Here is a 22,759-nt window from a genome sequence, read left to right as displayed (position 1 = left end):
TGGGCCTCTTCAAGGGGCTCACTTACTTAAAAACTATTCAGGAGGAGAGTTTACTATGGGTAAAGATTATGATTCGCAGTGTTTTTACTGTACAAAAAGTGAGCCTTTATCAACACTTATGACTGAGATATGCGTCTTGGATTCATCTACGGTTTACCTATTTCATGATCAAAAAAATCCTGGTAGATGTATAGTCGCTTCTAATGGACATAAAACAGAACTATTTGAGTTTAGTGCTCAAGAAAGAAATAACTTTTTCGAAGACGTATCTAATGTAGCAAAAGCAATACACGAACTTTATGGTGCGGATAAAATCAATTATGCCACCTATGGCGATCTGGCTCCGCATTTCCACGTACACTTGGTACCTAAAAAAGTGGATGGTGTCTCATGGGGAAATCCGTTTAGTGACGCACTTGAAAAAGTATATTTAACTGATGAAGATAAGACTCAATGGATTGCTACATTAAATCATCATATAAGAAAATGCGTAAAGCAAGAAATTTAAAATCAGATTTTAAATTCAATATATTGGAGGTTTCAATAATGACTAGTACATCCACACAGCAAACAATGAAAAATTGGCATCTTAAATCTACCGAGGAAGAAGGGTTTCATAAAGTTGTTGATCCAGGTAGAGAAGATTGTTCCGCTGTGCACATATTCCGATTAAATCTATCAGCTGGAAACAGCTATATGATAAACTCTTTAGATTTGGAAATGAATGGTGTTCTCTTGAAAGGTACAGCGAATATAAAATCCGAATGTATAGATCAAAAAATGTCAGTTTACGATAGCTTTTATATACCGGGTAATAGTTCTGTTAATGTTACCGCAATTGAAGACACAATCTTTTATATAGGTGGAGCATTATGTGAGGGGCATGGAAAAGAGTTCTACCGTGCATACAATAAAGATTTACCTTTAGGTGAAATTCACCAAATACACGGGGCCGGATCAGGGCAACGAGAAGTTCATTTTACTCTAAATCCTGAGGTCCCTGCCTCTAAATTAATATGTGGATTAACTTGGGGAGGCGATGGAACATGGACCAGTTGGCCACCCCACCAGCATGAAAATGATTTAGAAGAGGTTTATTGCTATTTTGATATGGATGAACCAAAGTTTGGATTGCATATTAGTTACTTGAAAACTCAAGAAACTGATAATTTGGTTGCACATCATGTTACTAGTGGTGACATGGTGCTAGTACCACGAGGATACCACCCTACTGTAGCGAGTCCAGGAACTAGAAATACTTACTTTTGGGTATTGGCAGCATTCTCGCATTCAAGCAGAAGGTATGATCTGGCTGTTTTCGATCCTACATTTGAAGACATGTAAATAAACTAATTAGATAAAGAGGTGTAGATATGAAATTATTCGATCTTACTGACAAGAAAGCTATTGTAACGGGTGCGGCCTCTGGGCTTGGTTTGGGTATGGCGGAGGGGTTAATGGAAGCAGGTGCTGAGGTTGTTATTTTAGATCTTTCACCAAATACTCCCAAGGTAGTAGAAGAATTACGAGAAAAAGGATTTAAAGTACATGGAATAGTAGCTAATTTAGGTGACAGGAAGGAATTGCAGTCTGCTTTTGACAATGCAATTGAAATTTTAGACGGAACTTTAGATATTCTAATTCCCGCAGCTGGTATTCAACGAAGACATAAAAGTGAGGAATTTCCAATAGAGGATTGGAATGCCGTAATGCATGTAAACCTTAACATTGTCTTTGAAATTAACCAACTTGCGGGAAAACTTATGTTAAAACAAGGTAAAGGGAAAATTATTAATATTGCCTCGATGTTAAGTTACTTTGGCGGATATACAGTTCCTGCATATGCAGCAAGTAAAGGTGCAGTTATGCAAATGACAAAAGCGTTATCAAATGAATGGGCAGGGCGGGGTGTAAATGTCAATGCCGTGGCCCCGGGATATATGGATACAGTAATGAACGTGAATATTATTAATGATAGTGAAAGAAATGAGGGTATTACAAAAAGAATACCGGCCGGTAGATGGGGTACTTCTGATGATATGAAAGGAGTAACAATTTTCCTTTCATCTGATGCTTCAAATTACTTAAATGGTGCCATTATTCCTGTTGATGGTGGTTATCTGGCAATGTGAAAATTTAATCTTCATTAGGATGAAAATACAGTAAAAGGGGTGAGGTAATTGTTGATCCTCGTTCTTGAAGCTAGTACTACGTCAGCAAAAGCTCTACTCTATGATGATAGTAAAGGAATTGTAGATATTATAAGTAAACCTTTTCCAAAAAGTATTAACGATGGTATTACACATGATACGGAAGGAATATACAGTGCTGTTATGGAGGTTGGAAGGAAAATAGCAGCACAAAAGGATATAGACGCTGTAGCACTTTGCAGTACGTGGCATAGCGTAGTGGTGTGTGATAGTAATATGAATCCACTTACCCGAACGTACTTGTGGGGACATACTGGTGCTTCAAACGAGGTGGCGGAGTTAAGAAAGGATCCTTACCAAGTTAAAAAAATGTATGAAAGAACAGGGTGTATGGTTCATGCTCTCTACCCGGCTTATAAGTTACTACACTTTAGAAATCAAGGATTGGATTTAAAGGATAAATATATCGCAGGTGAAGGCAGCTATTTATTTTACAGAATGACCGGAGAAAGAATGGTTACTAATAGTATGGCCTCTGGGTCAGGAATGTTTAATATTCATACACTTGATTATGATGAGAAAGCTTTAGAGATGGTTGATCTCAAGACAAGTCAACTCGGGGAATTGTGCACCTATCAGGATGCACGTCCTCTTTCTCTTGAGGCAGCAAATTCACTAGGTATAAGTCCAGGAATACCAGTAATACCTACTCATCCAGATGGTGCTTTGAATCAAGTAGGTGCCGGTGCTTTAAAGGAAGGCATTATGAGCCTTTCTGTTGGTACAAGCGCGGCACTGCGATTATCATCTTCAAAACCCATTGTATCTAAAGAGATGGGGACATGGTGCTATCTATCGCCTACATCTTGGCTCGCGGGAGCTGCTACTTCAGGAGCATGCAACTGTTTAGACTGGGGTAAGCAAACATTTTTTCCGAAATCGACATCATACCAGGAACTTGAAAATCAAAAGGTTGATATGAAGGAGATACCTGTTTTTCTACCCTTTATGTTTGGAGAAAGGTGTCCTGGATGGAAAGACGATAGATTGAGCGGTTTTCACGAATTGCGTTCAAACCATACAGCAGTAGATATGTATTTTGGCGTTTTAGAGGGTATTGTTATGAATATTAGACAATGTTTTGATCATATTACGAGTGAAATGGGAATACCCGAGAAGATTATGGTATCGGGTGGGATAAATAAATCCACGAAATGGCTGCAAATGATGAGTGACATCTTAGGTGAAAGGTTGTACTGCTCAGACAGTGAACAGGCATCTGTATTAGGTGGTGCTATACTAGCTAGGGCCTATTTGGACAGGACCTTTAATCCAAATGAATATACTGCGGAGGTTGGGAAAGTTATTTATCCAAATCCCAATATGTATGATCATTATAGTAATAGATATAATCGTTATCTCCATTGGTATGACAGGACATCTTAAACGTAAACAGTAACAAAATATTTGTCTATTAAATGGTATGAACAACTGAAATTGATATTACTACCCTATATTAGCGGATGGTTTTATATAGTCATGGATGGGATTATAGAAAGGAGGGGGATTAATGTATGAGGTAATTGTTACAGCTCGATCCTTTGGTAAAGGAAATGATGCACCTATTAAACTGCTAGAGAATAATAAGTGCAATGTTAAAAAGATAACAACTGATAGTCCTTTGACTTCGAATGAATTGATTAAGTACATTGAAAATGCCGATGCAGTTATAGCGGGTTTGGATGATTTTAATGCAGAGGTTATAGATGCAGGTAAAAAGTTAAAGGTGATTTCCAGATATGGAGTAGGCTACGATAAAGTAGACATTGAAGTGGCAACCAAAAAAGGAATAGCAGTTACTGTCACTCCAGGGGCAAATGAAAACTCGGTTGCCGACTTGGCGATAGGTTCGATGTTGTCTTGTGCTCGTTATATACCCCAGATGGATCAACGGATTAAAAGTCAACAGGAAGGCAGAACCCTCGGTTTTGAATTATGGGGAAAAACCTGTGGCATTATTGGTACAGGAAGAATAGGAAAAGGGGTTATTAAGCGACTTAGCGGATTTAATATGCGTATTTTATGCTATGATAAATATCCAAATGAAGAACTTATTATTGAATATGGCGTTACATATTGTGAATTGGAAGAACTTCTTACAGAATCTGATTTTGTATCAATTCATTGTCCGCTTACAGCAGAAACAAGCAATCTGATTGGTGAAAAGCAATTAAAAATGATGAAATGTTCTGCTGTTATAGTAAATACTGCACGTGGTGGAATAATTGATGAAGATGCTCTATATCATGCGCTCAAGGAAGGTAAAGTCGCTTCTGCCGCTCTTGATGCAACGTTGCAAGAACCATCTTTCGACAGTCCATTATTAACACTTCAAAATTGTTTGATTACTCCTCATATAGGTGGTTACACAATGGACGCAGTTTTAAATATGGGTATGTTGGCAGCTCAAAATGTCATTAGTATTTTAGATGACCAAAATTGCCCTTATAAAATTAATTAATAATCTACAAGTCCACATGGATCTAACTGATTATATATACTACGTGGTTGATTTTTTCATTCTGTTGTTAAAATCCTCAATAATAACGGCTCTAAATTCCTACGTTTTCACATCCGATCTATTTTTAATGATAATAGATCGAAGTGTAGGAAGAACGTTATTGTTGAAGATTTTATTATTTAATTAAAGATTTTATTGAAAAATCCAAAGAAAAAACAATCTCTTCCTACTCTTAAATATTTGCTGTGAGTATCGAAATGAATCAGATGATGTTCAAAATAATTCTTGGAGCAAAAAGGCTCTCTTGTCGTATAATGATTATAAGGAGTACTCCTCCAGTATTTTTGGAATGTTTCGATTACCATTATTAAAGACTTGGGGAGTTACTTCTTTTACGATGCCTTCAACCCCTTGGGAGACATGGGCTCAGAATTATTAAATTCATCCCACTGAGTAAAATGAATTTAATATAGATTAAATATAGAAAAAAAGAAAAAGAAAAAGAGAGCTGAAGCGCTCCCTTTGCCTTTGACTGTTGAATTTATGAAGTATGGGACACTAGCCGAGTCTTGTATTGACTAAATGGATAGAAATAATTATATACACTTGCGTCGCAGAAGCGCTGGACTCAAAAACTATTTTTTGGGGAACATCCTGAAAACATTGACGGAGATTTAATTTTAATTCGGTGCTAGTGAATTATATACTCTTTATTTTTATCATAAAACTAATATATTCTTTTGCATTATCAATATGCACCTTAATGGCTGTGGCTAAATCTGCGTAATCCCTTTTCTCCAAAGCATTACAAATGTCTTCATGTTCTTTTACACCACTAATTAACTTTTCTTTAGGCTTTTTACCATACAAAAAAGATGAAAATGAATGGCTCCCAATACTTTCGTAAATCTGTAGAATTTTTTTATTTCCCATACCCTTCATATACGTTAAGTGAAAATCATGATCAATTTTATATACTTCGAAAAAATCGTCAAGGGTTTCAATCTTTTCAATTGCTTCGTATTGTTGTTTAATGTTTTCTCTCATATCTTCAATAATTTTATTGTCAATGCTTACCGCATCAATTACTCTGGCCGCAAAGAAGGTTTCCAACATTAGTCGTACATCAAGCATTTCTTCAATATCTTCCCAATTTGCATCCTTGAAGCGCATACCACGTCTAGGGATATATTCAACTAGCCCCTCCGCAATTAATCGATTTAAAGCTTGTTTTATAGGTGTTTCACTGATGCCGTACCGATCAACCATATCTTTAATAATAATCTTCTCTCCAGGATTGACAACCCTAACAGAAAAGTCTTGTTTAATTTGATGATAGGCAATATCTACTAATGAGTCTGATCTTAAGCTATTCTTAATCAATAATAAACCTCTCCTTTTTTATATTTCCCTATATTAAGAATACTATGTTTAGATTTTTAAATCAAGATTTTAGATTTTAAATTCCCCCAAAAATTAACCGAGCACCTTTCGCTTTTGCCTATTGCAGTTGCAGGCGCCAGTTGCTCGGGACGTTTCAAAATTACCAAAAAGACAAAGAGCGTCATTCCGGTAATTCCTCCAATGCCTGTCGCAGCTACCGGGCGCCTGCCGCCTCTAAGCGCCACCTTTCACTTTTATGTCATCCAGCTACAGCGGCTAGGAGCTCGGGTCATAAGCCAGCCTGGACATGAGGCAAAAAGCGCCTCAGGTCCAGTCCGTCTTATGCCTGTCGCTCCTATCAAGCCGCTTTCGCTTTTGAGCTATCCATGCGATAATGTAGAAAATACATTCTAAGGATGACGATATGAGTAAATTAGTGGAGATACAGTTAAATGCACAGGGGACAGTGGCTTTGAAGAAGGGCTATCCGTTGATTTTAAAGGATGCCGTGATGAGTGATGTTCGTGTGGAAGAGGGCAGTTTAATTAAATTAACGGATCGCTATCATAAATTTTTGGCTAAGGGTTATTATGGCAAACAGAATAAAGGGATTGGCTGGGTGCTGACTTCAAATGAGCAGGAAGAGATTGATTTTGATTTCTTTGATCAGAAGATGTCTGCTGCATTTGATCGCCGTGATTTGCTTATGGAAGATCCGGATACTACGGCTTTCCGTTTGTTTAACGGCGAAGGGGACGGTATCGGGGGTCTGACGATCGATTATTTTGACGGCTATTATATGGTCAGTTGGTACAGCGAGGGCATCTATGCGTTCCGTCACCATGTGTACAATGTGCTTGATAAACGTGCAGACTATAAAGCGGTTTATGAAAAGAAGCGCTTTGATACACAGGGGCAATATGTGGAGCAGGATGATTTTGTTAAGGGGACGCCTGGAGATTTTCCAATCATCATCAAAGAAAATGGCATGCAGTTTGCAGTGGACTTGAATGACGGTGCGATGACAGGGATTTTCCTGGATCAGCGGGATGTGCGTGAAGCGATTCGTGATAATTATTCAGAAGGACGAGAAGTGTTGAACACATTCTCATATACAGGAGCGTTTTCAGTGGCGGCTGCTCTTGGCGGCGCTACGAAAACAACAAGCGTCGATTTGGCCAAGCGCAGTGTGGCGAAAACGATTGAACAGTTCAGTGTCAACGGCATTGACTATGAGCAGCAGGATATCAAGGTGATGGATGTCTTCGATTATTTCCGTTATGCCAAGCGTCATGACATGAAGTTCGGACTTGTCGTACTTGATCCGCCAAGCTTTGCTCGTTCAAAGAAATACACATTTAGTACAGCGAAAGATTATCCAATGCTAATGAAGGAAGCGATTGCGGTAACGGAGAAAAACGGTATTATCGTGGCATCCACAAACAACGCGAGCTTCAGCATGAAAAAGTTTAAAGGCTTCATTGAGCAGGCGTTCAAAGAAATGGATATTCGCTATAAAGTATTGGAAGAATCAACATTGCCAAAGGATTTCCGCACGCCGCGTGACTATCCAGAGTTTAATTATCTGAAAGTCGTGATCGTGAAGAAACTGAGATAATCGGTCTGAAGAAACCGTCACAGAAACGTCGGATGACAGTGACAATATTTCCTAGTACGCTTGGATTAACAAGTTGTGAAACGGGAGGTAATACTATGAAACAGTTGCTGGCGCTGTTGTCTGTAACGAGCTTGCTTCTTTTGGCGGGATGCTCCAATGTCTACAGTCAGGAAGACGGCTATCGTATGGCGGTCATCAATCAGGGATTTCCTGTGCCGAAAAATGCTTACGAAGTGAAGCCGGAAGAATGTACGGATGAAATTTCAAAGGCTGCAAAATATAAACTGCAGGGTATTGGAGATGAAGATGGAAATCCGCCGGACCATTATTTGCGCACGATCGAAGAATGGGGCTGGACGGAGCTCGTGGAAGACCGTAGAGGAGCCATTCACTTTTATGAAAAGAACGGCAAAATCATGTCGTTGAACATTCGCGAGAACGTCTTTGATGTTTTTGAAATGACAAGCGAAACTGCTTCATAAGTGAGGAGGTAAGGGTATGTTGACTGAAAAACCGAAACTGGATATAGCGAAACCGGTTTTTGCGAAAGTCTTCGATATTCTAATCATTGCGTTATTCGCCGCGTGCCTCGTCTACTTGTTTTTGCAGTGGAATCAGCTGCCTGAACGGATTCCTGCTCATTTCGTTGCCAATGGAGAAGTGGATCGGTTCGGTTCTAAATTCGAATTGTTGCTTTTGCCTGCAATTGCTATCGTGATGTGGATTGGACTGTGGTTTCTGGAAAAACGTCCGCATCTATACAATTACATCAACTTACAACCCGATAATATCGAAACTCAATACCGCTACGGCGTGGTTTTCATGAACGTCGTAAAGAATGTCAGTACGTTGCTCTTCATCTTCATTTTGTGGCAGATGACTGATATTGCGTTAGGGCGGACAGAGTCGATGAACATGCCCATTTTCATTGGGATTATGGTGATGCTTTTTGGTTCAATAAGCTATTATATATATCGTGTAATCAAGTTATAAACAGAATATTTGAAACCAACGCACGCCCCTAACCGTATATAAATGGTAAGGGGTGATTTTTATGAGGTGGAGACTTTTGGCAGTAGCGCTGCTGGCGTTCATATTATTCCCGACGCGGGCAGAAGCAGTTGACTTTAGCATACCGGACGTGCAAATCCATGCAGAGCTGCAGCCGGACGGCGTGGTACTGGTAAACGAGAAGCATACGTATGAATTTGATTCGAAATTTAAAGGGATTATACGGGAGATCACTCCCAAAAAAGGAGCAACGATTGAACGATTTGAGGCCTATGAAAATGGCAAGAAATTAGATATAGAGAGAAAGAATGACGAATATCATGCCCATCGAAAAGGGAAAAAAGGAACATATATCTTTGAACTGCGTTATGTAATTAAGGATGGCGTGACAAAATATGAGGACGGTGCTGATTTTTATTGGCCGTTTTTTGATAAACGTAATGAAACGGACTATGGCAATATGACAATTACGGTTACGCCGCCTGAGCGTGCCCATGATGTGCTGTTCGCGGGTTATGACAGTGCAGAAGAGAAGGGATCCCTGCAAGATGACGGTAGCGTAATATTTACGCTTGGTGAAGTGGCAGAAGGAACGAAAGGCGATATCCGTGTCGTATATGAACCTTCGCTGTTCCCTGCGATGACAGCGGTAGACAGTAAAGTGCGGCCTGCCGTTAGAGCGGATTTGCAGCTGCTGGAAATCGAACGTGCGCAATTTGCAGCCGATAAAAAGAAGACAAATTTTATAGGGGGCATTATCCTTGGAGTCAGTGCATTGGGTGTTGTGATGGTCAGCCTATTTGCCGACATCAGAAGAAAGCGTTTCATTCGGGAGGCAAAAGCTCAAATCGCGTCGAGCGGTTTCTTTGTTCCGTCATATGATATCAGTCTGCCTGCGACTGTCGTATTTAAAAAAGGGGCAGCGTCTGTTGAACTCATGTCAGCTGCGTTGCTGGATTTGGTCCGCAAAGGCAATGTGCGTCAGATTTCCGATGACGAATTCGAATTGATCGATGTCAATGCAGAGCTCGATCATGAACAGCAATTGATCAAGCTGCTGTTCTTCCAGATCGGTGATGGCGAGCGGTTTTCGCTGCCACAGCTAAAAGCGTACACGAATGAAGAAAAAAATTATGATGAGTGGTCAAAGTCCTTTGCTAAATGGGGAGAATTGTTGTTTAGCGAACGAAAGCAGTATGACTTAAAGGGACCAAGTGCTGGTATACGTTCTCTGTTTGTGGTCAGCACCTTGGCGGGTATCACGCTGACAATCTTTTTCGCGGTATACGAACTGTATATGCTGATGACGTTTGCGATCATACTAGCTGTGTATTCACTCCTGCTCGCAATTTTCTACAGTCCGCGCAGCTATGCAGGAACACTGATGCTTGCGGAATGGCAGCAAGTTGAAGATTGGATGACTGATATGGATCCGAATAAATGGGATGTACTGTCCACGGATGATCGTTTCCGTGTTCTGATCTATGGGGTGGGTATCCGACATCCTGAACTGGCATCGTATTACGAAGAGTTTGCCAAGGCACAAAAACAGCTGGCAGCACATCAACCGGTATCCAGCTGGGAATATAGTGGAGGTGATTCCCACGTGTACAATCCGGTCTTCCTGGCAGGTTCTTTCAACCAGGCTTTTTCGAATGTATCTTCCAACGCACCGAGCAGTTCTAGCAGCAGCGGCGGCGGGGGTACTGGCGGAGGTGGCGGAGGTTCAGGTGCTTTCTAATACAAAAGCGGAAAGTGCCGTTCAGGCTCGACCGGCGTTGGAGATCTTGCCAAAAAGGCGCTATTTGCCTTTATGGCAAGATTGAAACGACCCAAGAGCCTGGCACTAGCAGCTAGATAAAATAAAGGCGGAAAGTGCCGTTTAGGCTCGACCGGCGTTGAAGATCTTGCCAAATGCAAGTAAAGGAGAAAACACATGGGGAAAACAATTGTCTGGTTTCGAAATGATTTACGACTGCATGATCATCCGGCTTTAACAGAGGCGGCAGCACATGGTGAAGTGCTGCCGGTTTTCATTTTGCCTGAGATGCGCCATGCAGCTTCTGATTGGTGGCTTCATTACAGTCTTCTAGAGATGCAGCAGAAGTTTGCTGAACAAAATATTCAGTTCATTGTGCGAAAAGGTAATCCTGTGGAGCAGCTGCAAATCATTCAAAAAGAGAGCGAAGCCAATCAGGTCGTTTTTCATGAATTTTATGACGGGGACAGCAGAGAACAGGAACGTGAGCTGACAGCTGTTTTAGAAAAGAAAGAAGTGCAGGTGCGCTCATTCCAGGGACATTTACTTGTGCCGCCTGACGCAATCTTCAATAAGACCTACCAGCCGTATAAAGTATTTACTCCATTTTGGAAAAGTCTGAGGCAGGAACCGATTGCACAGCCGCTCCCTGTACCTGAATTAATTCCATCGTTAGTTCAACTGGATTCACTGGATGAAGATCAATGGAATCTGCTGCCTGACCGCGATTGGCCGAAAAAGTTTGCAAAACATTGGCAGCCGGGGGAAGACGCCGCAATAAAGGTCTGGCAGTTGTTCGAAAAGAAAGGACTGTCGTCTTATAAAGAAGGGCGAGATCTACCAGCAGAACCTTTTGTATCACGTCTGTCGCCTTACTTGGCAGCCGGCAATATCAGTGTTCGGTCACTTTGGTATGAAACACTTACTGCGGCAGAAAAAGTCGGTGATGAGCAGACAGAAGCATTTTTACGGCAGCTAGCCTGGCGGGATTTCGCTCATTATCAGCTGTTGTATTTTCCGAATATGCGGGAAAAACCGGTGCGTTTGGAATTTGAGCATTTTCCGTGGCTACCGCAAACGGAGCAGATACAAGCATGGAAAAAGGGTCAGACAGGCTATCCGATCGTTGATGCAGGTATGCGGGAACTTTGGGAAACAGGCATCATTCACAATCGTGTGCGAATGATTGTTGCTTCATTTCTAATTAAGCATTTATTGGTGGATTGGCGTGTTGGGCTGAAGTGGTTTGAACAGACGCTCGTGGATAGGGATGAAGCGAATAATGCGATGGGATGGCAGTGGGTGGCCGGCAGCGGATTTGATGCCTCTCCTTATTTCAGGGTATTCAACCCGATTTTGCAAGGAGAGAAATTCGATCCTTCAGCGAAGTATGCAAAGAAGTGGGTGCCTGAACTTGCCGAACTGCCGGAGAAATATGTATGGGAGCCTGCAAAAGCACCTGCAGATGTTTTGAAATCGGCAGGAGTGACAATTGGCAGCACCTATCCTTCTCCGATTGTCGATCACCGGGCTGCCCGCGAACGTGCATTGACAGCTTATGAGCAATGTAAGAAGCGAGCAGACTCTTAAATTTCGTCGATTGAACCCAGCAAACGTATATGTTGTAGCTCCAGCTGATCGGACCAAATTACTGATCCGTACCCGCCCAAATAAAATTCTGTGTTTGGGTGCTTTTCCGCAAAGTCATCCAGCTCTTTCATGAGAAACGGATTCTTTTCAAATGGAAGAGTAGTTGAAGCAGACAGCAGTACTTTGGTTGGGCGGATTTTTTCTACAAAAGACTGAATCGCTCCGGCGGCAGGTGATGAACCGATCATGGCAGTTCGCCAGCCTTTCAACATCAGTTGCAGCAAGATGATATGCACTGGAATTTCGTGCGATTCATGAGGCAGACAGGCACCAAGAAGTAAGGGAGCGTTATCACGATACTGGAAATTTCGTCGAATTTGTACGAGCTGATCACGCACAACCAGGCTCGCCAGCCCTTCCTGATATTCATCCCATTCACCTGTAGCCCAGTTATCGCCAACATTTTTCAGGAATGGAATGACGATTTCCGTAAGGTACTGTTCAAGCCCTAATCGGTGATAGGCTGCTTGCAATGAAAAGTTCAATTCCAATTCGTCGCAATTTTTTCCGTGGCGAAGCAACTCCTGCAAGATCTTATCGGCATAGGATTCCTCGGGTTCTGTAGATAAGTTGGAATGTTTCTGGGATTTGGCCATCTCGGAAGCTTGTGACAGCGCAAATCCCTCTTCGGCATAACGTTTCATCAGCAAAAAAAGCCGTATATCTTCGTTATGATAGATGCGATAGCCATTCTCCAAACGCTCTGGCACAACAATGTCGTAGCGTTCTTCCCATTTCCTCAAGACTTGCCTCGACAAGCCTGTTTGATCCGCAACCTGTTTAATCGTATAAGTAGGAGTTTCAGATGACGGCTTCACAGCAATCAACCTTTCTATACTAACTAATTTGTAGAACTTTTTCCGGCTAAGTTCTGAATGTCTAACATTATACATAGATTTGACGAGTCAAGTCAAACCTGTTATTTTTACTGTATAAGAAGGTGACTCAATGATTACTAAAATCATTTGGAAAGCCACGTGGATCGGTGTAATAACAGGGGGGATATTAGCGCTCTTTCTTAAAGGCGTGCAAGCAGTCACAGGGCGGAAAGTGTACACACTCCTGCTGAATGTCGATTACATTCCAATTGTAAAAGAGTATCAATTCCCAGAAATTATAGAAGTATCGTTCCACATTATCGTCTCAATTATTCTTTGTGTACTGCTGGCAATTCTGTATATGAGAAGCCTAGGTTTCATTAGGAAACAGATCCTTTGGATTTCGTTATTAGCAAATGTGATCATTGGCTTTTTACTGTACCCGACAACATCGTTTTCTAATCGTACACCAAGTGTCACAGACATGACTGCCCTTTTTTTATGGATAGTCGGGCATGCACTGTATGGGCTGTTGGTTGGCTGGATGTTACAAAGAATAGACAGGGAAAAGAATTAGGACCACATTGATATTTATCACTGGTATTCTCGACTGGTCATCTATATACTTAGCTTTAACAAACCTTATACAAGGTCTAAACGAACTGTGAATATCAGAATGAAATGTTAAGTGATTGTGTCAGATGAAGAAGAAGGAGAGTACGATTATGTGGATCACAAAAAACGCAAGACGACTTCATTCAGCCCGTTTCTTCGGCTACTGTTAACTGTTCATTTAATTGTCAATGATATTAATCTATTCTCGGATCATATGAATAATCTGTGAGAAGCAATCGATGTCTTATAAAAGGAAGTGAGTAATGGATGTTTTTGGCGTGGAGCGAAATTAAACGGAATAAATTACGATTTTTATTGATCACATCAATTTTATTGCTCGTATCATTCTTAGTGTTTTTCCTGTCGGGGCTGGCAAACGGCCTGGCGAGTATGAACAGGGAATCAGTGGATAAATGGGATGCAGATGCTATTTTGCTGACGGAGGAATCGGATAAGAGCCTTTATCAGTCCGCACTCGATAAAGCGGAGGCAGATGTACTTGGTGCTGATGAAACAGCGATAGTCGGTCAGATGGGTTCGATCGCAAATAATGGAGACGTCAAACAAAATGTTATTATGTTCGGAATAGATCCGGATGAATTCATTATGCCGAAAGTGACCGATGGAGACGCGGAGTTTACGGTGGAAAATGGAGTCATTGCAGCAGACGCGCTGAAAGATGACGGATTTAAGATTGGCGATATGCTTGAGTTATCTTCGAGTGATACGAAGCTTGAGATTGTCGGTTTTACTGACCAGGCAAGATTCAACGCGGCACCGGTTCTCTACATGAATCTAGAGGACCTGCAAAAGTTGAAGTTCGGCGATGCTGCGGAGATCAATGAGGATATTGTCAACGCGGTTGTGATTAAAGATAAGAACTGGAGCAGTCTGAAAGCACCGGATGATATGGAAATTATCGAAATGGAAACGTTCATTGAGAATTTACCGGGATATACGGAGCAGAATATGACGCTGACGTATATGATTTATTTCTTATTTGTTATTTCAGCGGCGATTGTGGCAATTTTCCTCTACGTTTTGACCGTACAGAAAATCAGCATGTTCGGTCTAATGAAGGCACAGGGGATTTCAAGCGGCTATTTAGCAAAATCCGTTGTTGCGCAGACATTCATTTTGGCGCTGATCGGAGTTGTGGTCGGATTTGGACTGACGCTGCTGGCGGGAAGTTTCCTGCCAAGTGCGGTACCTGTTCAATTTGATTTGCCGACAATGATTATTTACGGTCTGATTCTGATTGTGGTGGCCATTTTAGGGGCAGTCATTTCGGTATGGACGATCATCCGGATTGATCCGCTCGAAGCGATAGGAGGATAAACGATGGTATTGGAACTGCGAAATGCGAAGAAAACGTTTGGCGAAGGGAATACGCTGGTTGAAGCAATGAAGGAAACGAATTTCAAAGTCGAGCGCGGCGAGCTGGTTGCTATCATCGGTCCATCCGGTTCAGGAAAGAGTACGTTTCTGACGGTCGCAGGCGGATTACAGGCTCCGAGTGAAGGTCAAGTGATTATCAATGGGAACGAGCTGTCGAAGCTCAATGAAAAACAACGTTCAAAGATACGACTGCAGGAAATCGGTTTTATTTTACAGGCGTCGAATCTGGTGCCGTTCCTGTCAGTCGACGAGCAGATGGAACTTCTTAATAAAGTAAAGAAAAATAATATGCCGAAAGACGAGCAGAAGCAATTGTATGAAGACCTGGGCATCGCCAAGTTGCATAAAAAGTATCCTTCCGACTTGTCGGGAGGGGAGCGGCAGCGTGTGGCGATCGCCAAAGCACTGTTCAGCAATCCGGCTATTATTTTAGCGGATGAGCCGACTGCGTCACTGGACTCCGATCGTGCATTTGAAGTGATGGAGCTGCTGCGTGATGAGACCAAATCAAAGCAGACAGCGACCATTGTCGTGACGCATGATACACGGCTGATCAAGTATTTTGATAAGGTCTATCGAATGACTGATGGTGTGTTAGAACAAGAGTAGTGCCTGTGCAGCAAACAAACGTGAATGTTTAAACATTCACGTTTTTTATTAATCAATCTGTGTTTCTCCCAAAATAAAACTGTTATATGTATAGTGTAGTTTACAAAATGGTAAGTCAAGATAACATTGAAATTTTAATTATGTGCAAAGACGTTATAGAACTATTGCTTTTAATGACAAAAAAAGCACCTCATTCGAGATGCCGAAAGAACATATTATATCTATTTTTCTGCAGTCTTATTTGTCCGGTGATATTCTGAAATTTGCACAACACGCACATTGCGCGTATCCAGTTCATGATAGATGTCTCGGCTGTCATAGAATGAAACGTATTGTCCTCGTTCATCATATACAAGCTGCCGGACCTCTTCGAATGAATCCAAATGAACAAACCGCCTGATGTAGTGATTTTCGTCAAAGAAATAGGTGATCTTAAATTCCTTCATCATAACCGGCTCCTTTTCGGGCTAGTGTATCATGAGGAAATAAGAAATGACCAGTAAGAAGTTAGCCAAGCAGCCCGGCAGCAATTTTTCGCGCTTCCGTTACGTCTTTTGTTCCGTGCACAAGCATGCGGCCGTCGCAAAACAGGACGAGTCGGTGATTGTGATATTCACACGAAACCAAAAAAGGATTATGAACCAACTTTGACACCGTGCCTTTAATGGTCTCGGCGAAAACAGCAAGTTCGATCTGTCGGCTTTTCGGCCAGGTAAGCTGTACCGTGTCGCGTCCGCAGAGCACAGCAGTGCGGACCATTTCTGTCGCGGATAAAAACGGATATGATGGATTGTCTGAACAGCTCGGGCAGCTAGGCTTCTTCATGCTCTTGACGTTCATTGCGGCCCGTTCGCCTGTCCAGAGATCTGTCGATTCCAAACGCGGATTCATTTCTGCGCCTGTAATATATTTTAGAAGTTCTGCTGTTTGCCGTGCAGCCGTCGTGACGACGATCGGGCTGATGACACCGACTGTATCACAAGTGAGTGACTGTGGTGGAAGTGCTTCGAGCAGGCAGTGCAGGCAAGGCTGATCTTCCGCAACGCCGATCGGAAATGTCAGGCCGTAGCTACCGACGCAGGCTCCCATAAAGAACGGGAGACCCAGCTGCAGGCAGGCATCATTAGCTAGAAGACGTGTTTCGATATTGTCCGTTCCGTCGAGCACGAAATCATGGCCTTCGAATAGCTCCAGGACATTTCGAGGTGTTACGTCCGCTACGATGCCATTGATTTTCACATCGCTGTTGATTGCGCGCAACCGCTTTTCTGCGGCAGCTGCTTTTGGCAATTGGGCAACTACATCTTCTTCGGCGTACAGTTGCTGGCGGTGCAGATTGGTCCACTCCAAAATATCGCGGTCGACAATCGTAACTTCACCGACTCCCGCACGTACGAGCATTTCAGCCCCGGAAGAACCGAGCGCTCCTGCACCGAGAATGAATACTTTCGCCGCGCGAATTCGCTTCTGACCTTCTTTTCCAATTGGTGCAAACAGCTCCTGCCTAGAATATTTTTGGCTCAATTTGTAACGAGACCTTCGAGCGGGCTGCTTGCTACTCCATAATCACGTGCAGGCATGCGTCCTGCATGATATCCGAGGCGTCCTGCTTTGATTGCAAGTTTCATTGCTTCTGCCATCTTCACAGGGTCTGCAGCTTCCGAGACTGCAGTGTTTAAAAGGACACCGTCAGCCCCAAGTTCCATCGCATAGGCAGCATCTTTTGGCGAGCCGATCCCTGCATCAACAATTACCGGCACATCCGATTGCTCAATGATTAAGGATAAGTTCAACGGGTTCAGAATGCCTCTGCCTGAACCAATCGGTGCTGCACCCGGCATGATAGCATGTACGCCAAGCTCGCATAGTTTACGCGCAAGCACCACATCGTCAGACGTATATGGAAGTACAATGAAACCTTCTTCAAGCAACATTTCCGATGCGCGCAAAGTTTCGACAGGATCTGGCAGAAGCGAACGGCTACAGCCGATAATCTCCACTTTGACCATATCGCATAGTCCTGAAGCTTTTGCGAGCTTCGCGATATGCACTGCTTCTTCCGCTGTGCTTGCACCGGCAGTATTCGGCAGTAGGGTATAGCGAGTTAAATCTAATTGCTCCAGGAAATTCGGTTGTGAGTCTTCGAAAATATTCATGCGGCGCACTGCAAACGTCAGGATCTCTGCTTCCGACACAGCAACTGCTTCTTTTTGTGCTTCAAATGAAGGGTATTTTCCTGTCCCTAATAATAAACGTGAAGAAAACTTCTTATCTGCGATTTGTAACATCTTCATCCGCCTCCTACAAAGTGTATGATTTCAATTTGATCTCTGTCCATAATTGGTACGTCGTAGCTTTCCTTTTGCAGTATTTCTTTGTTCTTTTCGACAATTAAAATCCGGTCCCTGAGGTCCAGATGCTCGAGCAGTTGCTGGACGTTTTCTACTTCCTTTACGACAGAATAAGATTTGCCGTTCAAGTCAATGATTCGTTCCACTGTCATTCACTCCATTTCATTGTCTATCATATTTCTGTAGGCATTTACGGCAACCACTGCATTTTCACAGCTCAGCGGTGATAGAATTGCTGCACCTGCTACGCCGTTACTTCTCAAATCAGGCAGATGCCCCGGCTTGATTCCGCCGATAGCATAGACTGGCACAGTGCAGGAAGCGGCAATCGTGAAAAGTTCTTCCGTCCCGCGCGGATCCAGTCCTTCTTTTGACTGGGTTTCGTACACATGGCCGTAAAGCAGCCAGTCCGCGCCTTCTACTTCCGCCTGTTTAGCTTCCAGCAATGAATGTACAGAGCGCCCGAAGTGAATCGAAGGGAAGTGTGCCCGTGCATCTCGCAAAGACAGCCCATAGCCTGTCAGCTGAACATTTGATAGGAACAAGTAGCTTGCCAAGTCAGGTCTCGCATGCAGAATCAGTTTCTCCATTGGAAAATGAACGGTCTTCAGACGATTGATCAATTCCTTAATTTGTTCATCTGTTTTGGATTTCTCCCGCAGAATGAACGCATCGAAATATTGTTCAGTTTGCTGTAGCTTCATCAACAGGTCGTTGACGGTATGACGGTCATCCGTCACACCGATTAATTTCATTTGGCACTCCACCTCCACAACAAAAAACCACTTTCCTGAATCGGAAAGTGGTGGATCGGTCAATGAACGCCAAAAAAACTTAGAATGCGTCAGACTCGCCACTTCCCTCCGCAGGTACAAACCTGTTCAGGTAATAAGGGTTTCAGAGCCACACTCTTTTCTCAGTCCTTGTAAAGGATTCCCCTAATGGTCGAAATAGTTAGTTTCCTATTCAGCATAGCATTTACTGCCATGAAAGAAAAGAGCTTCATAAATTCTTTATCATACTAGCAGCAGCGCGTCCAAATCTACTATTTCTACTATCTTCATGCCTATCTGATGTATCCAACCCTGTTCTTCAAAACTGCTTAATTTACGGCTGATTGTCTCGGGTGTCGTGCCGAGGTGTGAAGCCAGATCTTTTCGGTTCATCGGCAGCTCTATAGTCAGGTTGTGCTGTTGTTCTGATAAATCTGCGAGATATAGTGCAACTCGTGTTTCAGCAGATTCCATGGCAATCCGCGCTGCCCGTTGTTCCGTATCAGCCAGCCGCGAAGAGAATTCTGCCAGCATTTTTAGTGAGATAGCTGGATGTTGCTGCAGAAGTTCCTGCATTTGATCGCGTTCAATCATACATATTTCAACCGCTTCCAATGTTTCCGCGAAAGCATCATGCGGTGTGTCATCAAATAATGAAAGTTCTCCCGTGAAATCTCCGGGTTCCAGTATCCGCACCAGCTGTTCTTTGCCGTTTTCAGAAAGCCGGTATACTTTGATTCGCCCTTTATGCAAGATATATAAACCCTCGGAACGTTCGCCTTGATGATAAATTGTTTCACCGCGTGGATGTGTGACGCTGTGTGCCAGCTGTATGACTTGATTCATCTGACTCTCGTCCAAATGATTGAAAAGGGGGACAAGTGACACGCAGGAGCGGTGATGATCTGTGTTACTCTGTGATTCCTGATTCATTAGTCAGCACCTCTTTTTGTTTACGGATAGATGGTTTGTCACTAGTATAGCGTATTAGACGTATGGCGTTTAGGATCACAAGAAGTACACTGACTTCGTGGATGAACATGCCGGACGCTAGGAACACCTTTCCGATCAGTACACCGAGCAGCAAGAAGAATACAGTTCCAACTGCGAAGAAAGTGTTTTGCTTCATATTCCGTACGGTTGCTTTTGCCAGCGCATGAGCATGGGCGAACTGATCAAGCCGGTCTGCCATTAGGACAACATCAGCAGTTTCCATCGCAATATCTGTTCCGCCATCTCCCATGGACAGACCAATATCCGCAGTGGCGATGGCGGGTGCATCGTTGATTCCGTCGCCAGCCATAGCAACGCGATGTCCCTGCTCTTTCAAAAGCTGGACAGCTGCCACTTTATCTTCAGGCAATAATTCCGAATACACGGCATCGAGACCAAGCTCCTCACTGACGAGTTCTGCCGTGTGACGGTTATCGCCGGTCAGCATGATAATTTGTTTCACGCCGTTCTTACGCAGTTTTTCAATGGCTTCTGCCGCTTCAGGACGAATTCTGTCGGTTATGGAAATAATCCCCGCAATTTCCCGGGAAATACTGACGAAAACTGCTGCATTTCCCTCCCTTTCGCGCTTAAGTGCATACATTTCCATTTCGGTATTGATCGAGATTCCTTCTGTATCCATCAGTTTTCTGTTGCCGACAGCGAGGTGATTTCCTTCTATTACAGCAAGTATGCCGTTTCCTTTTACCACTTCTGTTTGTTTCGGTTGGTTGAGGAGTGGAATATTACGTTTTTTCGCTTCCTTAACAATTGTCTGGCCGAGATGATGTTCGGAAATCATTTCGGCCTCAACTGTCAGACGCAGCAACTCTTCTTTCTTCATTCTAATTGAATGAATATCCGTTACCTCAGGTCGTCCGCGTGTCAAAGTGCCAGTTTTATCAAAGACAACCGTATCAATTTTTGCAAGTTGCTCCATCACTTCGCCGCCCTTTATCAGAACACCGTTTCTTGCTCCGTTGCCGATTCCTGCAACGATTGAAACAGGCGCGGAAATGACGAGTGCTCCTGGACAGGCAATCACGAGGAAAGTCAGCGTCATTTCAATATTTCTTGTGAATAGATAGACCAGCACTGCCAACACAACAATTGATGGTGTGTACATATTGGCGAAGTGTTCCAGAAACTTTTCTGTTTTGGACTTGGTTTCCTGTGCTTCTTCCACTAATTCGATAATACGAGAGAAAGTCGTATCATCGCCAACTCTTTCTGCCTGTACTTCAATATAGCCGTGATCTACGATAGTGCCGCTGAATACCTGATCATCGAGCGTTTTAGCGGCCAATACGGATTCACCTGTAATGGCTGCTTCATTCAGATTTGCGCTACCTAAAATAATGGCACCATCTACAGCAACTTTTTCACCTGAACGGATGATAATTCTGTCACCCATTTCCACTTCATCGACTGGGATAGTCAATAGTTCACCGTCCCGCTACACCCGAGCTTCAAGTGGTGCTAAATTAGTCAGTGCCTTGAGCGAGGAGCGTGTTTTTTCCATGGTTCGAATTTCGAGCATTGCACCGAATAAAAACAGGAATGTCACAGCTGCAGATTCCACGTACTCTCCAATAAGCATTGCCCTGATGACAGCAATCGTGACAAGCAGTTCTATACTGAACGTTTTCATTCGGGCGGTTTTGAACGCTTTACTGGCAATGGGTATTCCTGCAAGGAACGTGGAAGTAATCAGTGTCAGCTGGCGCGCATTATGCCAACCGACAATGTGAAAAACTATTGCAATTCCAAGAAGTATTGCAGAGATGGCGGTGATCTGTACGGTTCGTCTGGCATTCATGTAAATATCTCCTTTTAAGCGACCTTTTGACTGAGCACTGGATATCCGAGCTTTTCGACAAGTTCCTGCAATTCACCGGCTGACACGATTGCTTCATCAAACTGAATACGTACTTTATCCGAATGAAATAAAACTTTCACCTGTTGTACGCCTTTCGCTTTGAATAAAGCATTTTCTATTTTTTTGACACATGATGGGCAGCTGAACGGCTCCATTCGGAAAATGGCTTTTTTCATTGATCTCATCCTCTTTGTTTGTATTTGTTACGTTAAGTATAGGATGGTTTTAGAAATGATTCCTTGACCTGCATCAAGTTTTCTGTAATCCTTACTTTTTCTTCAGGACAAAATGCATTATACTTAAAAAGAAGAACATTATTCATGAAATGGGGAGAAACGTTCGTATGAAGCTAACATATTCTGGTAAGACAAAAGACGTCTATCGATTGGAAGACGGCCATGTGCTGTTGAAATTTAAGGATGATGTAACAGGAGAAGACGGCGTATTCGATCCAGGCGCCAATACAGTCGGCCTGACAATAGAAGGTGCAGGGAAATCGGGACTTCGCATGACGCAGTACTTTTTTGAAAAGCTGGCGGAGCAGCAAATTCCGACACATTATATTGCTGCTGATTTGGATGAAGTGACGATGACAGTCAAGCCTGCTACTGTTTTTGGGAATGGTTTAGAAGTTATTTGCCGATTCCGTGCAGTCGGAAGTTTCTTGCGCAGATACGGACAATACTGTGATGAGGGTCAGACGCTTGACGCATTTGTCGAAGTGACTCTGAAGGATGACGAGCGCCAGGATCCTCCGATTTCAGAAGATGCACTTGCCCAGCTTGGAATTCTGACGCATGAGGAATTTAAAAACTTACAAGAGTTAACGAAACGTATTTCTGAAGTAGTTAAGAATGAAATGGCTGAAAAAGGGTTAGACCTGTATGACATAAAATTGGAATTCGGACGCGATCCAGAAGGAAACATCATGCTGATCGATGAAATATCGGGCGGTAATATGCGTGTTTATCAAGGTGAAACCTATATTGCACCAATGAAATTAGAAAAGTTATTATTTTCATAAACAGCCGCCGGAAACTAAAAAAGTTTCCGGTTTTTTTTATTTCCGCTGAGGCCATACGCTGACTGTCTTGACAGCTCTTTATTTTTTCATCAAATAAATAAAATCATATATTTACTGTTGACAACGTTTTCATAGTTTCCTATAATTACAACCAGTCAGAGGAGACACGTAGTCAGCTTCTTCACCAGTGTATGAACGTTGGTCGGA

Annotated in this window: 25 protein-coding genes, 1 pseudogene and 1 riboswitch; of the genes and pseudogenes, 15 read left to right on the top strand and 11 right to left on the bottom strand. The window is 42.8% G+C overall.

What is annotated here, in order from left to right; all coding sequences use genetic code 11:
- Positions 1 to 55 precede the first annotated feature (55 nt).
- The 5 genes from Q1J64_RS02595 (at position 56) to Q1J64_RS02575 (ending at position 4,671) form a co-directional block, all read left to right on the top strand.
- Complete coding sequence (locus tag Q1J64_RS02595; protein WP_301107535.1) at positions 56 to 508, top strand: HIT family protein; 453 nt, start codon at positions 56 to 58, stop codon at positions 506 to 508.
- A gap of 38 nt (positions 509 to 546) precedes the next feature.
- Complete coding sequence (locus Q1J64_RS02590; RefSeq protein ID WP_301107534.1) at positions 547 to 1,344, top strand: 5-deoxy-glucuronate isomerase; 798 nt, start codon at positions 547 to 549, stop codon at positions 1,342 to 1,344.
- 29 nt (positions 1,345 to 1,373) lie between these two features.
- On the top strand, positions 1,374 to 2,132 hold the full coding sequence (locus tag Q1J64_RS02585; RefSeq protein ID WP_301107533.1) for an SDR family oxidoreductase: 759 nt from the start codon (positions 1,374 to 1,376) through the stop codon (positions 2,130 to 2,132).
- A gap of 48 nt (positions 2,133 to 2,180) precedes the next feature.
- Positions 2,181 to 3,596, top strand: coding sequence for a gluconokinase (locus Q1J64_RS02580; protein WP_301107532.1), 1,416 nt, complete (start codon positions 2,181 to 2,183; stop codon positions 3,594 to 3,596).
- Positions 3,597 to 3,720: 124 nt separating this feature from the next.
- The gene (locus Q1J64_RS02575) at positions 3,721 to 4,671 is read left to right on the top strand and encodes a phosphoglycerate dehydrogenase (RefSeq protein ID WP_301107531.1); all 951 of its coding nucleotides are present in this window, start codon (positions 3,721 to 3,723) and stop codon (positions 4,669 to 4,671) included.
- Between the two features lie 699 nt (positions 4,672 to 5,370).
- On the opposite strand, the gene Q1J64_RS02570 is transcribed toward Q1J64_RS02575, so the two are convergent.
- Complete coding sequence (locus Q1J64_RS02570) at positions 5,371 to 6,054, bottom strand: GntR family transcriptional regulator (protein WP_301107530.1); 684 nt, start codon at positions 6,052 to 6,054, stop codon at positions 5,371 to 5,373.
- 424 nt (positions 6,055 to 6,478) lie between these two features.
- On the opposite strand from Q1J64_RS02570, the gene Q1J64_RS02565 reads away from it, so the two are divergent.
- From Q1J64_RS02565 to Q1J64_RS02545, 5 genes are all read left to right on the top strand, one after another.
- A complete protein-coding gene (locus Q1J64_RS02565) occupies positions 6,479 to 7,672 on the top strand; it encodes a class I SAM-dependent rRNA methyltransferase (protein ID WP_301107529.1) in 1,194 nt (397 codons plus the stop codon).
- 95 nt (positions 7,673 to 7,767) lie between these two features.
- Positions 7,768 to 8,154 (top strand): hypothetical protein, encoded by a 387-nt coding sequence (locus tag Q1J64_RS02560; RefSeq protein WP_301107528.1) that lies wholly within the window; start codon positions 7,768 to 7,770, stop codon positions 8,152 to 8,154.
- 16 nt (positions 8,155 to 8,170) lie between these two features.
- Positions 8,171 to 8,665, top strand: a complete 495-nt coding sequence (locus tag Q1J64_RS02555) for a DUF1648 domain-containing protein (RefSeq protein ID WP_301107527.1) — start codon at positions 8,171 to 8,173, stop codon at positions 8,663 to 8,665.
- A 61-nt stretch (positions 8,666 to 8,726) separates the two neighbouring features.
- On the top strand, positions 8,727 to 10,424 hold the full coding sequence (locus tag Q1J64_RS02550) for a DUF2207 domain-containing protein (RefSeq protein WP_301107526.1): 1,698 nt from the start codon (positions 8,727 to 8,729) through the stop codon (positions 10,422 to 10,424).
- A 195-nt stretch (positions 10,425 to 10,619) separates the two neighbouring features.
- A complete protein-coding gene (locus Q1J64_RS02545; RefSeq protein WP_301107525.1) occupies positions 10,620 to 12,032 on the top strand; it encodes a cryptochrome/photolyase family protein in 1,413 nt (470 codons plus the stop codon).
- Here the strand turns inward: Q1J64_RS02545 and Q1J64_RS02540 are convergent.
- Complete coding sequence (locus Q1J64_RS02540) at positions 12,029 to 12,910, bottom strand: MerR family transcriptional regulator (RefSeq protein WP_301107524.1); 882 nt, start codon at positions 12,908 to 12,910, stop codon at positions 12,029 to 12,031. The genes Q1J64_RS02545 and Q1J64_RS02540 overlap by 4 nt on opposite strands.
- Positions 12,911 to 13,040: 130 nt before the next feature.
- Between Q1J64_RS02540 and Q1J64_RS02535 the strand changes: the two genes are divergently transcribed.
- The 4 genes from Q1J64_RS02535 to Q1J64_RS02520 all read left to right on the top strand — a co-directional run bounded on the left by Q1J64_RS02535 (position 13,041) and on the right by Q1J64_RS02520 (position 15,532).
- Entirely contained in the window at positions 13,041 to 13,487 is a 447-nt protein-coding gene (locus tag Q1J64_RS02535; RefSeq protein WP_301107523.1) for a hypothetical protein, read from the top strand.
- Between the two features lie 111 nt (positions 13,488 to 13,598).
- Positions 13,599 to 13,754: a hypothetical protein gene (locus tag Q1J64_RS02530; RefSeq protein ID WP_301107522.1), complete on the top strand. Its 156-nt coding sequence runs from the start codon at positions 13,599 to 13,601 to the stop codon at positions 13,752 to 13,754.
- A gap of 38 nt (positions 13,755 to 13,792) precedes the next feature.
- Complete coding sequence (locus Q1J64_RS02525; protein ID WP_301107521.1) at positions 13,793 to 14,863, top strand: ABC transporter permease; 1,071 nt, start codon at positions 13,793 to 13,795, stop codon at positions 14,861 to 14,863.
- A gap of 3 nt (positions 14,864 to 14,866) precedes the next feature.
- A complete protein-coding gene (locus Q1J64_RS02520; protein ID WP_301107520.1) occupies positions 14,867 to 15,532 on the top strand; it encodes an ABC transporter ATP-binding protein in 666 nt (221 codons plus the stop codon).
- Positions 15,533 to 15,753: 221 nt separating this feature from the next.
- Here Q1J64_RS02520 and Q1J64_RS02515 read toward each other — a convergent pair whose 3' ends face one another.
- From Q1J64_RS02515 to Q1J64_RS02480, 9 genes and pseudogenes are all read right to left on the bottom strand, one after another.
- Positions 15,754 to 15,978 carry a hypothetical protein gene (locus tag Q1J64_RS02515; RefSeq protein ID WP_301107519.1) on the bottom strand — a complete coding sequence of 75 codons (225 nt, stop codon included), beginning with the start codon at positions 15,976 to 15,978 and terminating at the stop codon, positions 15,754 to 15,756.
- A gap of 61 nt (positions 15,979 to 16,039) precedes the next feature.
- Positions 16,040 to 17,056, bottom strand: coding sequence for a ThiF family adenylyltransferase (locus Q1J64_RS02510; RefSeq protein WP_301107518.1), 1,017 nt, complete (start codon positions 17,054 to 17,056; stop codon positions 16,040 to 16,042).
- On the bottom strand, positions 17,053 to 17,826 hold the full coding sequence (locus Q1J64_RS02505) for a thiazole synthase (protein ID WP_301107517.1): 774 nt from the start codon (positions 17,824 to 17,826) through the stop codon (positions 17,053 to 17,055). Before Q1J64_RS02505 ends, Q1J64_RS02510 begins: the two co-directional genes overlap by 4 nt.
- A complete protein-coding gene (gene thiS, locus Q1J64_RS02500; RefSeq protein ID WP_301107516.1) occupies positions 17,823 to 18,035 on the bottom strand; it encodes a sulfur carrier protein ThiS in 213 nt (70 codons plus the stop codon). The genes Q1J64_RS02505 and thiS overlap by 4 nt, the downstream gene beginning before the upstream one ends.
- Entirely contained in the window at positions 18,036 to 18,638 is a 603-nt protein-coding gene (locus Q1J64_RS02495) for a thiamine phosphate synthase (RefSeq protein WP_301107515.1), read from the bottom strand.
- 86 nt (positions 18,639 to 18,724) lie between these two features.
- Positions 18,725 to 18,833: riboswitch (TPP riboswitch) on the bottom strand.
- Positions 18,834 to 18,899: 66 nt separating this feature from the next.
- Positions 18,900 to 19,589: a Crp/Fnr family transcriptional regulator gene (locus Q1J64_RS02490; protein ID WP_301107514.1), complete on the bottom strand. Its 690-nt coding sequence runs from the start codon at positions 19,587 to 19,589 to the stop codon at positions 18,900 to 18,902.
- Positions 19,567 to 21,093 (bottom strand): annotated as a pseudogene (locus tag Q1J64_RS02485) (heavy metal translocating P-type ATPase); the annotation flags it as partial. The gene Q1J64_RS02490 and the pseudogene Q1J64_RS02485, both read right to left, overlap by 23 nt.
- A 12-nt stretch (positions 21,094 to 21,105) precedes the next feature.
- Positions 21,106 to 21,468, bottom strand: coding sequence for a hypothetical protein (locus Q1J64_RS16640; RefSeq protein WP_367183379.1), 363 nt, complete (start codon positions 21,466 to 21,468; stop codon positions 21,106 to 21,108).
- Positions 21,469 to 21,482: 14 nt separating this feature from the next.
- Positions 21,483 to 21,704 carry a heavy-metal-associated domain-containing protein gene (locus Q1J64_RS02480; protein WP_301107513.1) on the bottom strand — a complete coding sequence of 74 codons (222 nt, stop codon included), beginning with the start codon at positions 21,702 to 21,704 and terminating at the stop codon, positions 21,483 to 21,485.
- Between the two features lie 167 nt (positions 21,705 to 21,871).
- On the opposite strand from Q1J64_RS02480, the gene Q1J64_RS02475 reads away from it, so the two are divergent.
- Positions 21,872 to 22,552: a phosphoribosylaminoimidazolesuccinocarboxamide synthase gene (locus Q1J64_RS02475; protein WP_301107512.1), complete on the top strand. Its 681-nt coding sequence runs from the start codon at positions 21,872 to 21,874 to the stop codon at positions 22,550 to 22,552.
- Positions 22,553 to 22,759 lie beyond the last annotated feature (207 nt).

This window comes from Sporosarcina sp., from assembly GCF_029257255.1.
Taxonomy (GTDB): Bacteria; Bacillota; Bacilli; order Bacillales_A; family Planococcaceae; genus Sporosarcina.
The sequence above is the reverse complement of the archived record's forward strand: the minus strand, read 5'-3'. Positions and strand labels throughout refer to the sequence as shown.

Bases quoted from the DNA above. Each gene is read 5' to 3' on its own strand.
- Q1J64_RS02475 (WP_301107512.1), top strand. From the start codon at position 21,872: ATGAAGCTAACATATTCTGGTAAGACAAAAGACGTCTATCGATTGGAA.
- Q1J64_RS02520 (WP_301107520.1), top strand. From the start codon at position 14,867: ATGGTATTGGAACTGCGAAATGCGAAGAAAACGTTTGGCGAAGGGAAT.
- thiS (WP_301107516.1), bottom strand. From the start codon at position 18,035: ATGACAGTGGAACGAATCATTGACTTGAACGGCAAATCTTATTCTGTC.
- Q1J64_RS02575 (WP_301107531.1), top strand. From the start codon at position 3,721: ATGTATGAGGTAATTGTTACAGCTCGATCCTTTGGTAAAGGAAATGAT.
- Q1J64_RS02560 (WP_301107528.1), top strand. From the start codon at position 7,768: ATGAAACAGTTGCTGGCGCTGTTGTCTGTAACGAGCTTGCTTCTTTTG.
- Q1J64_RS02480 (WP_301107513.1), bottom strand. From the start codon at position 21,704: ATGAAAAAAGCCATTTTCCGAATGGAGCCGTTCAGCTGCCCATCATGT.
- Q1J64_RS02515 (WP_301107519.1), bottom strand. From the start codon at position 15,978: ATGAAGGAATTTAAGATCACCTATTTCTTTGACGAAAATCACTACATC.
- Q1J64_RS02590 (WP_301107534.1), top strand. From the start codon at position 547: ATGACTAGTACATCCACACAGCAAACAATGAAAAATTGGCATCTTAAA.
- Q1J64_RS02535 (WP_301107523.1), top strand. From the start codon at position 13,041: ATGATTACTAAAATCATTTGGAAAGCCACGTGGATCGGTGTAATAACA.
- Q1J64_RS02555 (WP_301107527.1), top strand. From the start codon at position 8,171: ATGTTGACTGAAAAACCGAAACTGGATATAGCGAAACCGGTTTTTGCG.
- Q1J64_RS02490 (WP_301107514.1), bottom strand. From the start codon at position 19,589: ATGAATCAGGAATCACAGAGTAACACAGATCATCACCGCTCCTGCGTG.
- Q1J64_RS02595 (WP_301107535.1), top strand. From the start codon at position 56: ATGGGTAAAGATTATGATTCGCAGTGTTTTTACTGTACAAAAAGTGAG.
- Q1J64_RS02525 (WP_301107521.1), top strand. From the start codon at position 13,793: ATGTTTTTGGCGTGGAGCGAAATTAAACGGAATAAATTACGATTTTTA.
- Q1J64_RS02585 (WP_301107533.1), top strand. From the start codon at position 1,374: ATGAAATTATTCGATCTTACTGACAAGAAAGCTATTGTAACGGGTGCG.
- Q1J64_RS02565 (WP_301107529.1), top strand. From the start codon at position 6,479: ATGAGTAAATTAGTGGAGATACAGTTAAATGCACAGGGGACAGTGGCT.
- Q1J64_RS16640 (WP_367183379.1), bottom strand. From the start codon at position 21,468: ATGAATGCCAGACGAACCGTACAGATCACCGCCATCTCTGCAATACTT.
- Q1J64_RS02495 (WP_301107515.1), bottom strand. From the start codon at position 18,638: ATGAAATTAATCGGTGTGACGGATGACCGTCATACCGTCAACGACCTG.
- Q1J64_RS02545 (WP_301107525.1), top strand. From the start codon at position 10,620: ATGGGGAAAACAATTGTCTGGTTTCGAAATGATTTACGACTGCATGAT.
- Q1J64_RS02550 (WP_301107526.1), top strand. From the start codon at position 8,727: ATGAGGTGGAGACTTTTGGCAGTAGCGCTGCTGGCGTTCATATTATTC.
- Q1J64_RS02505 (WP_301107517.1), bottom strand. From the start codon at position 17,826: ATGAAGATGTTACAAATCGCAGATAAGAAGTTTTCTTCACGTTTATTA.